This is a genomic window from Shewanella cutis (assembly GCF_022410515.1).
Taxonomy (GTDB): Bacteria; Pseudomonadota; Gammaproteobacteria; order Enterobacterales; family Shewanellaceae; genus Shewanella; species Shewanella cutis.
On record NZ_JACSDI010000001.1, the window covers coordinates 95243 to 107568 of the forward strand.

At 46.5% G+C, this 12326-nt stretch carries 9 protein-coding genes; 3 read left to right on the top strand and 6 right to left on the bottom strand.

Translation table 11 applies throughout. From position 1 onward, the window contains the following. The first annotated feature begins 67 nt into the window (after positions 1–67). Complete coding sequence (locus H9J30_RS00620) at positions 68–1594, top strand: sigma-54 interaction domain-containing protein (protein ID WP_240129248.1); 1527 nt, start codon at positions 68–70, stop codon at positions 1592–1594. Positions 1595–1958: 364 nt separating this feature from the next. Here H9J30_RS00620 and H9J30_RS00625 read toward each other — a convergent pair whose 3' ends face one another. Next, positions 1959–3128 (bottom strand): porin, encoded by a 1170-nt coding sequence (locus H9J30_RS00625; protein WP_240129249.1) that lies wholly within the window; start codon positions 3126–3128, stop codon positions 1959–1961. 246 nt (positions 3129–3374) lie between these two features. Then, positions 3375–5498: a DNA topoisomerase III gene (locus H9J30_RS00630; RefSeq protein ID WP_240129250.1), complete on the bottom strand. Its 2124-nt coding sequence runs from the start codon at positions 5496–5498 to the stop codon at positions 3375–3377. 199 nt (positions 5499–5697) lie between these two features. Between H9J30_RS00630 and H9J30_RS00635 the strand changes: the two genes are divergently transcribed. Beyond that, complete coding sequence (locus H9J30_RS00635; RefSeq protein WP_240129251.1) at positions 5698–5985, top strand: hypothetical protein; 288 nt, start codon at positions 5698–5700, stop codon at positions 5983–5985. A 293-nt stretch (positions 5986–6278) separates the two neighbouring features. Beyond that, positions 6279–7766: an alanine/glycine:cation symporter family protein gene (locus H9J30_RS00640; protein ID WP_240129252.1), complete on the top strand. Its 1488-nt coding sequence runs from the start codon at positions 6279–6281 to the stop codon at positions 7764–7766. A gap of 95 nt (positions 7767–7861) precedes the next feature. On the opposite strand, the gene purF is transcribed toward H9J30_RS00640, so the two are convergent. From purF to folC, 4 genes are all read right to left on the bottom strand, one after another. Continuing rightward, positions 7862–9376, bottom strand: coding sequence for an amidophosphoribosyltransferase (gene purF, locus H9J30_RS00645; protein WP_011072962.1), 1515 nt, complete (start codon positions 9374–9376; stop codon positions 7862–7864). A 180-nt stretch (positions 9377–9556) separates the two neighbouring features. Beyond that, on the bottom strand, positions 9557–10045 hold the full coding sequence (locus tag H9J30_RS00650; protein WP_240129253.1) for a CvpA family protein: 489 nt from the start codon (positions 10043–10045) through the stop codon (positions 9557–9559). Between the two features lie 109 nt (positions 10046–10154). Further along, positions 10155–11000 carry an SPOR domain-containing protein gene (locus tag H9J30_RS00655; protein ID WP_240129254.1) on the bottom strand — a complete coding sequence of 282 codons (846 nt, stop codon included), beginning with the start codon at positions 10998–11000 and terminating at the stop codon, positions 10155–10157. Beyond that, on the bottom strand, positions 10993–12294 hold the full coding sequence (folC, locus tag H9J30_RS00660) for a bifunctional tetrahydrofolate synthase/dihydrofolate synthase (RefSeq protein WP_240129255.1): 1302 nt from the start codon (positions 12292–12294) through the stop codon (positions 10993–10995). The genes H9J30_RS00655 and folC overlap by 8 nt, the downstream gene beginning before the upstream one ends. Between the last annotated feature and the right edge of the window lie 32 nt (positions 12295–12326).

Below are 12326 nucleotides of genomic sequence, written 5' to 3' on the forward strand. Positions count from 1 at the left end.
GCAGGCACAAAATCACGAAATATAAAGATCTACAATCACGATACTTAGTGATTAACATGAAATATCAATGGAAAAACACTTTTATTACGAATCAACCTTAAGGCTCTGTAGTAGTCTGCAACTGGAGAAATCCCTACAGAGCTACTTTGAGTTTATTCGGGATGAATTGCCCATTGATGGGCTATATGTGAATATTTTTCGCAAACAATTTAATGATATACAGTTTATCGCCCATGTTGATGAGACCCATTGCTGCACCTTAGACAAGTGCATTCCCCTCCCTGAACAAATGGCACAATTCCTAGAAGATCCCGAGCGCCCAAGGGTCAGAATTGTTAATGATATTGAGCATGATCCTGTTACTTCATTAGTCGCACCTAAAGTGATAAACCATATTCGCTCACTGATTATTCTGCGAATGTCGATAGAAAATACTCACCTTGGGATAGTCGGCTTTTATGCCAAAACCACAGGCGTATTTAGACCACGCCATGCCGACCTCATTGCGCCGCATATGCAAACCTTAGCGCTGATCACGGCATTAAATCTAAGGGGCCGTAATTTACTCAAGGAAAACGAAGCGCTATCGAAACAAAATGTCAGTCTGCGTCGCACCTTAGATGTTCAAAATGGCGTTGTGGGTGCCAACTCGGGGCTCAAACAGGTGATGCAACAGGTGCAATCCATCGCCAAAATCAATACGACAGTCTTGATGCTGGGCGAAACGGGTTGCGGCAAGGAAGTGATCGCCAATGCCATCCACGAATTGTCGGAACGTTCAGGTAAACCATTTATCAAAGTAAACTGTGGCGCCATTCCTGATACTTTGATTGACTCCGAGCTGTTTGGTTATGAAAAAGGCGCCTTTACAGGTGCTGAATCCCGCAAGATTGGCTACTTTGAACAAGCCAATGGTGGCACGATTTTTTTAGATGAGATAGGTGAGCTGCCGCTTTCAGCGCAAGTTCGGCTTTTACGAGTATTACAAAATAGCTGTATCACCCGTGTTGGCGGCCACGATGCGGTGCAACTCGATATTCGTATAATCGCGGCGACCCACAGAAACCTTCAAGCCATGGTACACAGAGAGGTGTTCCGTGAAGATCTCTGGTATCGACTCGCGATTTTCCCGATCGAAATCCCGTCATTAAGACAAAGACGCACAGACATTCCCCTACTTGTGCAACATTTTATTGAGCAACTGAGCGCCAAGTTTAATTTGCCGCAGTTGCCAAGAATTGCACCAGACCAACTGAATATCCTCAATCAATATGGCTGGCCGGGCAACGTGCGAGAACTTATCAACGTACTTGAGCGCGCCATCATTCAGCATCCTGCTGGGCCACTCGACTTTCGTTTTCTGGCACCACAAAGCTGTGAAGAAGTGAAAACCCCATCCAATCAAACCGTGATTATCGACCCAAGCCATGCCACCGATAAATTAGTGCCGCTGGATGTGATGACAAAAAAATACATCAGCCATGCCTTAAGGATCACAGGGGGCAAACTGTATGGCCCAGGTGGTGCAGCGGAGTTATTGGACATTAATGCCAATACGCTACGCAGTAAAATGAAGAAGTTAGGGATTGTGTAATACCAATCGTATTAAATATCTGTTCATTCAGCGGGAATTCAACGCGCTTTAGACAAGGCGAAGGCGTGAAGGCATAGTGGTGCTCTGCCTAAGCCTTAAACGCAGTATAAAGCGCGTTGCCATACACTGAACATCAGCCGCCCTTGGGGAGCCACACAGGCATCCCACTCCGGTGTTGCATTGACTTAAAAGGGAATGACCATTTCTGCGTCAATGCGCCTGGGATTGAAATGCCTATGAGGCTCTGAACTGATTAGATATTTAATGTGATTGGTATAACACTCAAAAATGGATCGTAAAGAAAAAGGCCACAAAATGTGGCCTTTGATTTGTGCTACCGAATTAGTCGGTCAAGCCATTGAGCTTAGAAGAAATAACGAATACCAACGGCGTAGTTATTGTCTTGCAGATCTTCATAGGCCTTATCGTCCATGTTGCTAAAGTCAATCTTGGCTTCGGCGTACATAATGGTGTCGCGGCTATAACGATAATGCAGACCAAGTACCGCAAACTGGCGAGTCCACTTACCCTGAATTGCCGTGTTTTCATCAGTATCGAGATCTTGATAGGTCAGCAATACACTCGGCACAAAGCCATTGTCATATTGATAAGCCACGATAAATTCAGCACCTGTAGAATCGTAAAGCTCGCCACCCACTAACTCATTTTGCTCACTCTTATGGGCGTTAAAACCAACATATAATCCATCGGCATCACGACCCGGCGCATACTGATAGAAACTACCATACTGCGCACCAATACCAATGATTTGATTGGTATTATCTACGTCTTTACCCGCGAGGTTTCCAGTAAAGTCGCCACGGTTAAAACCCGCTAACACCTTAAATTTATCGGTAATGTAGTAAGTGGCACTCGCACCATAGCTAGGGTCGAAGCTCAGCTCTGAACCATCATTTAAGGCATGACCTTGGTTGTCATAGAGTGCAACATCGCTATTTTGCTTAGAAGCGTATTGCACAGCGATATGTAGATTGCCAAAGGTATTTCGGTATTGCAGCGCCGCGTCAGCACGACCCGCCCCCGTCAGACCACCATCACCGAAGGTGTAAGCTCCGACAGACCAGCCAGTAAACGCATTGAGCACATCAGTAGTATAAGCCACGTCATAGTAAGCACCCCATTGCTTACCAAAGCTGAGGGTACCCCACTTTTCGTGTGCCATGCCGACATAACCTAAACGGTTGAACAGGAAATCTGAGGTTTTTGATGCCGATAATTGGCCGCCACCTTGGCCTTGGGTATAGATCAGGCCATCGTCGCTGGTGACCATGTTAATGCCCCATTCCGTGTGGGCAAACGAATGCCAACCGTTTTTCTCTTGGCGATCGAAACGGAAGCCCACCCGAGAAAAGTTATCGATAACCGAAGTTTCATGACCATCATTTAACGCCGCAAAGCCTAACCACCCCATCATATTGACGCTATTGGTTTGATCGTTATACAGCTCGACCGCTTGAGTTGTACCAGTGAGCAGCACCGCGGGGATCATCACTGCAAGCAATTTCTTTTTCATATCATCTACACCTATTCATTCAGCTAAATCATAAATAATCTTATGATTTAATTGGCTTATTATATTATCCAGCCAAGACAAAGCAGTTAGCATGCCACGGCGCGGAAAAGCTGAGTTTCAAGGTGTTTTTTAGAAGTGGATCCGGCAATCACGAAATACCGTGATTGCCGGTTATTAAATATCGCGGAACAAATTAAATATCGTTACCCAATAGGTTGCATCTATGACAATTTAATCACACATGTGTCATGAAGCCGGCGCTGCCGCTTTATGTCTGCGTGGCTTCGGCGCTGTTGAATTTGCACTCGCAGATTTAGAGGCAGAGGGAGTCAATGTCGATGTTTTAGAAGCATTACTTCTCGCAAAAGTTGTCGATTTTTTTGCACCTGCCGCACCTCCAGCACTCGATTTACGATACCCCGACTTTTTAGGTGCGGCGCGTTTAACGTTTTGTCCTTTTAGGCCATTAAGGGCTGAGGGTAATTGGGCGCCAGCATTTTGGATCAACGAATGAAGCGTCCCTAGCAGTGGCTGCATAAATCCTTGATAAGAGATGTCTTTATGGCAAATACCATTAAGGCTTGCCTCCCATAATGCCGTCATATCAGGCGTAGTAGCACTAAGTGGCAGGCTATTAATTAAGCCTTTACCCACCTCAGTAGCGACTATCGACTTACCCTGACGCTGAATAAAGCCCCGTTTAAACAGCAGCTCAATAATCCCCGCCCGAGTTGCTTCAGTCCCAAGTCCGTCGGTTTCTTTTAAAATTTTACGGATCTCAGGGTCAGTCACATAACGATTAATCCCCGTCATGGCACTCAGTAAGGTGGCATCGGTAAAAGCTTTAGGCGGCTGGGTTTGCTTCTCAACCAATTCACCTTGGTGACAATGAAGCACTTTCCCTAAGATGAGAGGCGGTAACTGGCCAACATATTCCCCTTCATCTTTATCGTTGTCGTCTTGTGCAAAGGTCTCTGTGGTCGTAGTGTCTTTTCGCTCGCCCTCTTCTCTAGCAAACAACTGTTTCCACCCAAGGGACTTATCCTGTCTTGCTTTGGTTTTAAAAAGGCCACCTTCAATCGTCACTTCAACCGCCGTTTCACTGTAGCAATAGGCAGGGTAAAACTGCGCCAAATACTGGCGGGCAATATGCAGATAAAGCTGTCTTTCCCGCTGGCTTAAACTGCCTAAATTGGGCTGTTTTTCTGTTGGGATAATGGCGTGGTGGGCATCGACTTTGTTATCATCCCACGCCTTAGATTTAAGCCGAGGATTCGGCGCCTCAGCCTGTGCGACTAAATCCGGCGCACCGCCAGTAATGGCCGCTAATACCCCGCTTGCTAGCCCATGTTGCTCGGTAGGCAGATAACGACTATCGGAGCGTGGATAGGTAATCAGTTTATGGCGCTCGTATAAGCTTTGGCAGGTATCGAGCACCTCCTTTGCACTCATCCCAAAGCGCTTGGCCGCATCAATTTGCAGCGCCGATAAACTGTAGGGCAAAGGCGGATTCTGCTGCTTGTCTTTAGTGCTTAACTGGGTCACTTTGGCAGGTCTATCGGTAATTCTTCGAACCACATTTTGTGCCAATCCCTTCGAAAGAACACGACCTTCATCGTCCATATAGGGTTGACAGGCTTCGCTAGGTTGCCATTTAGCACTAAAAAATTGCTGTTTATCCGTGACTAAGTGAGCCAAAACTTCATAGAAGGGTTTAGATTGAAAATGGGCAATTTCCTCATCACGGCGAACAATAAGCCCTAGGAGCGGGGTTTGCACACGTCCTACAGATAGCACGCCCTGATAGCCGACCTTTTTCCCTTGGATGGTATAGGCCCGCGTCATATTCATCCCATAGAGCCAGTCGGCACGGCTGCGCGCTAATGCCGAGGTTGATAAGGGAATAAACTCACGATTACTGCGCAGTTGCGACAAGGCACGCTTAACCGCCTGAGGGTTTAAGTCGCTGATAAGGAGTCGCTGCGTTTGCTGCAACTTATCACCGGTGACCCCCAAATAGGCAATCACTTCATCAACCAATAGCTGGCCTTCTCTATCAGGATCACCCGCATTAACTAAGGTATCAGCCTGCTTGACTAATTTTTTCAGTACAGAGAGTTGGCTGCGGGTCGCAGCCTTAGGTTTGAGCTGCCACTTTTCAGGCACTATGGGTAAATGTTCAAATTTCCACGACTTAAACTCGGGATTATAGGCATCAGGCTCCGCCTGTTCGAGTAAATGTCCCACACACCAAGATACACAGTTACCGTTTGCGTCTTCAATAAAACCTTCACCCTTTTTATGGGGTTTTGGCAACACATCGGCAATAGCACGCCCAAGACTTGGTTTTTCGGCAATATAGAGGATCATATCTACACTAAATACTGGATATAATTACAGTATAATTTAGCCCAAAGCAGGAGAGAGTGCAAATCGCAGTATCAACTTTAACGCAACCTCATCTCGGTCAATGCGCTGATAAAACTAAAGCCGTGTAAATTTAGTTGAGAATAATTCTCATCTAAATTTAAAATGACGTCAGTGGTTGGAGATAAATCAGGAGAATGCCATGCAAGCCCTCATAGCTACCTTGCCTATAAAGTCAGCGTTCAAACCCACATTCGCATTAAAATTCAATCAATTGGTCATATTTCACAGCCTAATGCTATTAGCGTTAAGCCTGCTATGTGAGCTTGGGTTGAAGAAACTCAATCTTGATACCCCAATGATCCCTTGGAGTATTATTCTGTTTATGCCTGCCGCAGTGGGCCTATCACTTCTGCTTAATCATAGGGTTAGCCGCCGCAGTTTAGCTTGGCTATTTGCACTGTGGATGTTGTTGTGGCTCGTTATCTAACGCTATTTTCACGGGATTTCAAGCCACGATAAACTTTGCCTAAGTTCACCCCATCTAGAAGACTTGCAACTGTTAGCTTTACCGCCCAAAACACCTTACGCAAAAAAGAACATCAAATTATCATGCGCTTAACAACTTTAACTATGAAGCAACCAAAAAAGTCGCTATGTTGAAGCTCTTAGACGTTCACACAAGTCTTAATCTTAGGCCAATTTGGTCTACGAATACCAAAAATTACAAACAAATATCTAAAAAACTCTGCAAAAAACAACAGAATATTGGAGTTGAATTATATGAATGAGATTGTTAATGCGGTCAACAATATCGTCTGGAGTCCCGCACTTGTTTATCTTTGTCTCGGTGTGGGACTCTTTTTCTCCCTGCGCTCACGCTTTGTACAGTTACGCCATTTACCCGAAATGATCCGTCTAATGTTTGATGGCAAGAGCACCGATGCAGGTGTATCTTCCTTTCAGGCATTAGCCATGACCTTAGCCGGTCGGGTTGGTACAGGGAATATTGCCGGCGTTGCCACTGCGATTACCTTTGGTGGCCCAGGCGCCCTATTTTGGATGTGGATGGTGGCGTTTCTAGGCGCGAGCTCCGCATTTGTGGAATCAACCTTAGGCCAAGTCTATAAAGAAAAAATCAATGGTGAATACCGCGGCGGCCCAGCCTTCTATATTGAAAAAGGTTTAGGCATGAAGTGGTACGCATGGACGTTTGCCATTGCGACCATTTTTGCCTGTGGGGTGTTACTGCCCGGCGTACAAGCCAACTCCATTGGATCGAGTTTAAAAACCGCTTTCAATATTGACCCAAATGTCACCGCAGCGATTCTCGCGATGCTATTAGGTTTTATCATTTTTGGTGGCGTTAAGCGTATCGCGCAGTTTGCCAGTACCGTGGTGCCCTTTATGGCGCTGGGCTATATCATCGTCGCCTGTGTGATTATCGCCCTTAATATTGGTCAACTACCCGATATTATCCTATTGATCCTAAAGAGTGCATTTGGACTCGATGCAGGCTTTGGTGCGATTTTAGGCCTCGCCATTATGTGGGGGGTAAAACGAGGGATTTACTCTAACGAAGCGGGACAAGGTACAGGGCCACACGCCTCCTCCGCCGCAGCGGTAAGCCATCCAGTGAAACAAGGGCTCGTGCAGGCATTTTCTGTCTATGTTGATACCTTGTTTGTCTGCTCTGCCACAGGCTTTATGCTACTGATCACTGGCCTGTATAATGTACAGGGCCCAGATGGTGCGGCGCTTTATACTGGCATTGCAGGGGTTGCAGCAGGCCCTGGTTATGTCCAAACCGCCATGGAGAGTATGATGCCAGGCTTTGGCAATACGTTTGTAGCCATTGCCCTGTTCTTCTTTGCCTTCACCACCATTGTTGCCTATTACTATATTGCCGAAACCAACATTGCCTATATCAATCGCAAAGTGAATCGTCCTTGGCTGACTGTTGTGCTTAAAGTTATCATCATGGCATCTACCGTTTATGGCACCGTAAAAACCGCCGACTTAGCTTGGGGCATGGGTGATATTGGGGTGGGGATTATGGCCTGGCTAAACATTATTGCCATTATTCTGCTGCAAAAAGTCGCCTTTACTTGTTTGAAAGATTATGAGTCTCAACAAAAACAAGGAATTGAGCCGCAATTTGATCCTGAAAAACTCGGGATCCCCCATGCAGACTATTGGGTTGAGCGTAAAAATGCGCAGGATGAACCTATGTCTATCCACCACTCAAACGAAAGTGAAAAACGAGTCTAACTTACAGATATATAAACAAAAAGCCAATGATTAGTCACTGGCTTTTTTATCAGTTAACACATGCTCTCAGTTAATATGAGTGCATTCATCTCAACCTAGGGATGACAGACGTTATGTAACTCAAGGTTAGTACCAATATCCTTATTACGGTCGGCTTTGGCATCATCGTTACGAAGCTGTGTTAAGTGATCGAGATAGGATTGGTCAACATCGTTAGTGATGTAATGTCCGTCAAACACTGAGGTTTCAAAACGTTTGATCTCAGGGTTTTCCATTCTTACCGCTTCAATCAGATCCGGCAGATTTTGGAAGATAATGCCATCGGCACCAATCAGTTTAGCAATTTCATCGGCATCACGACCATGGGCGATAAGCTCGTTTGACGTTGGCATATCGATACCATACACGTTCGGGAAACGGATCTCCGGCGCCGCTGAGGCAAAGTATACTTTCTTCGCCCCTGCTTCACGGGCCATTTCAATAATTTGCTCAGAGGTGGTGCCGCGCACGATAGAGTCATCGACTAACAGCACATTTTTACCTTTAAACTCGGTATTGATCGCATTGAGTTTACGGCGTACCGATTTTTTACGCTCCTGTTGACCAGGCATAATAAAGGTACGGCCAATATAACGGTTTTTAACAAAACCTTGGCGATAAGGCAAATCCATACAGCGCGCGATTTCCAGCGCGATATCGCATGAGGTTTCCGGAATAGGGATCACCACGTCGATATCATGGTCGTACCATTCTTTCTTAATCTTCTCACCAAGCTTAGCCCCCATGTTTACGCGGCTGGCGTAAACAGAGACATTATCGATGGTGGAATCAGGCCGAGCAAAATACACAAATTCGAAGATACAAGGTGAATAGCTTGGCTCTTTTGCACATTGGCGGGTGTAAAGATTGCCATCAAGGGAAATATAAATCGCCTCACCTGGTGCCACATCGCGCATGACTTCAAAGCCTACAGCATCGAGTGCCACACTCTCAGAGGCGACCATGTATTCAGTGCCAGTTGGCGTTTCATGTTTACCTAGCACCAAAGGGCGAATGCCGAAAGGATCGCGAAATGCGACTAAACCTTGACCAATGATCATGGCCACAACGGCATAGGCGCCACGGGCCTGCTCATGAACCTTAGCGATAGTGTCAAACACTTCGTCAGCAGTAAGATCGAGGCTCGTGGTTTTTTGCAGTTCATCGGCGAGCAGGTTTAACAACACCTCTGAGTCAGATGTGGTGTTCACATGACGACGTTTTTTGATCAGGCCTTCAGCCAATTCAAGTGTATTGGTTAAGTTACCGTTATGGGCCAATGAAATCCCAAATGGCGAGTTAACATAGAAAGGCTGCGCTTCTGACGCACTGGAACTGCCAGCAGTAGGATAACGTACATGGCCAATACCCGCATTGCCCTGTAGGCGCTGCATGTGTTTGACTTCAAATACGTCTTTGACCAGACCATTGGCTTTACGTAGTCTGAAAGCACCACGATCAACGGTGACAATACCTGCCGCATCCTGACCTCTGTGTTGAAGCACAGTCAGTGCATCATAAATGGTCTGATTAACCGATGATTGGCCAACTATTCCGACGATACCACACATGGGTAAGCTTCCTCATTGTAAGATGTTCTATGCCCTTTCATGTTGAAATATAAGTAAAAGACGAAATAAATTCCCAGCCATTCGGCTAGCATTTTTCGCCTCTGTGAGCGTCTATTGCAATGGCGCTACAGAGCTCAGCACTGACTTATCTTCCATCACTTAGGATAAATTATTGTCTTTTTATAGTTTGGGTACAAAGCTGGAGGTGTTTTCCAAATAGTTAAAAAACCATTGGATCACAACGCCAAATTCGGGCACTAATGCAGAGTCCTTCCACCATTGGGTGTTGGGTGAACCTGTAAAAGCATCCATAAAAAACAGTAGCGCGCTGACAATCAGCGCGCCCCTTATGGCACCGAAACACAGACCTAACAGTCTGTCAGTGCCTGATAATCCGGTTTTAACCACTAATTGCCCAATAATGTAATTGACGAGGGCGCCGAGAATTAAGGTGGTGATAAAAAGAATGGCAATAGAAACGCCGTTGCGCAGCATCTCATCGTTCATTTGTGTCAGATGGATAGCGAGGTCTTGGTAAAATTGGCTGGCAACAAAGAAAGCCGCGAACCATACCACTAACGACATGGCTTCTTTGGCGAATCCACGGATCAGACTGATAAGAGTCGATAACCCGATAACGAAGATGATAGCGTAATCAATCCAAACCATTGAGATGGCTTTCCAGCATAGGTTTTAAGACGGCGCGATTCTACCAGAGACTGAAACGATTCTCACCCCTAGAGAGGCAAATAAATTATTTCAGTCTCGGTATTCGCGATTAAGATTCCAATGGATTAAAAGGCACAATACGGCCTTTCAAGCGTGTCAGATTTTCAACCTCTTGTTGTACTTTCTTCAACTTAGCTTCAGACACATCCGGCCCAACGAACACTTTCGTCAACACGCCATCCTTAGGTGTCTCCGGAATGGTGTAGGCCTTGTAACCACTTTTACGCAGCTGAGCCACCAATGACTTCACGTTTGCCGCATTACTAAAGGCACCCAATTGCAGGGTGAGTCCAGGCTTTAATGAATCACGGCTGACCACTTTTATGCCATCATCCTTGGCTGGTTTTGCAGATTCTGTTTTCGCGGTTTCGGTTTTAGTTTTTTCGGTTTTGGCGACGGTTGTTGGCTTGGACTCAGGCTTTTTCGGTTCCGTTTTCGCAACCACAGGCTTTGGCGAGTCTTTTTTAGGTTCAGCCTTTGCCGTCTCCGTTTTCGCCTCTTTCACCTCAGCTTTGGGCTCAGCTTTTGCAACCTGCGGTTTAGCTTGCTCTTTGGCCACAACCTGCGCTAATTCAGTTTTAGATTCAGGCTTAGGCTTAGATTCAGGCGTCAATTCTGATTTAGAATCAGCACCAACCGCCTGCGCTAACGCAGTATCATCATTGCTGGATGCTTCATCAGGTTCTGCCCCTTCACCATCCACTTCCTGTGCAGATAACACTTCAAACATTTCATCGGTGTTTTTCTGCGTTATCGCCGTAGGACGTAAGGGTATTTCAGCAAATTGCTCCTCTTGACGCTCTTTCTTACCATCTAAAATATCCGGCAGAAAAATCACCCCGAGGGCGACCAGCACCACAGTGCCGACTAATCGATTATGAAACTGGCTAGACAAAACGGTTATCCTGCTTAAAGAGAGACTTAAAACCTGCCACAGTGTAAAAGGAGCCAAACACAATTACCACATCATCGGGCTGAATTTGCACTTTTAATGCCGTCCAGGCGGTGGCGATATCCTCAAATTCACATGCCTTACTCTCTTGAGTTAAGGTTTGGCGTAACAGGCTAGCATGCGCGCCGCGCTCTCCCTGTAAACTCACTAAGTACCAAGTATCAATTAAGGGCGAGACCACCGGCAACACACCACCAATATCCTTATCCTTTAGCATGCCGCACAGGGCAAACACTCGCTTACCCGCGACGATGGGCGTGAGTTGCTTGACTAAAAACCTTGCGGCATGGGGATTATGTGCCACATCGAGCAGAATGAGCGGCTGCTCACTGACTTGCTCCAAGCGTCCGGTTAAGCGCGCGCTGCTAATACCTTTGGCAATGATATCGGCGGCAATTTCTGGCCAGCCATGCTCGACAATCGCAATGACTGTCGCGGCATTGGGTAATGGCAGCGTAGGTAGGCTAAGTTGTTTAAGTTTGAGCACTTGCCCTTGGTAATCCCAAGTCTGGCCATTTTGCTGATAACTAAACTCATTACCCACGCGGTACAACTTGGCCCCCAGTTGCTGAGCGACATCATTGACGGTATGGGGCAAGTTTGGCTCGCCCACAATCGCAGGTTTACCTTGGCGAAAAATCCCTGCCTTTTCACGGCCGACCAGCTCGCGGGTATTGCCCAAATAGGCCTCGTGATCTAAATCGACGGACGTCACCACACTAATATCGGCATCAATCATGTTGGTGGCATCTAAACGGCCGCCAAGACCGACTTCTAAGATCACCACATCCAGCTTGGCCGCTTTAAACAGGATTAAGCCTGCTAAGGTCGCATATTCGAAGAAGGTGAGCGAAATCTCGCCGCGCGCCGCTTCTATCTGTTCAAAGGCCGCTACAAAGGCTTCATCGCTGGCGTCCTGACCGTTAATCCGCACCCTTTCGTTATATTTGAGCATATGGGGCGAACTGTAAACGCCCACAGTCAGCCCTGATAAACGCAGGATGTTTTCCAGCATTGCGCAGGTTGTGCCTTTACCATTGGTGCCACCCACAGTGACAATTTTACTTGGCCCTAAATCCAATACATTAAGGCACTGTGCCACCTTAGAAACCCGAGTTAATCCCATGTCGATTTCCGTCGGGTGAATAGATAATAAATACGCTAGCCACTGTTCAAGGGGCGCATTTGCACTGGGTACGGTTACACTTGAAGCCTGTTCACTCGGGGCTACGGTCATCTGTTCATTCCTTCCTTCGAAACGCGCTTAAA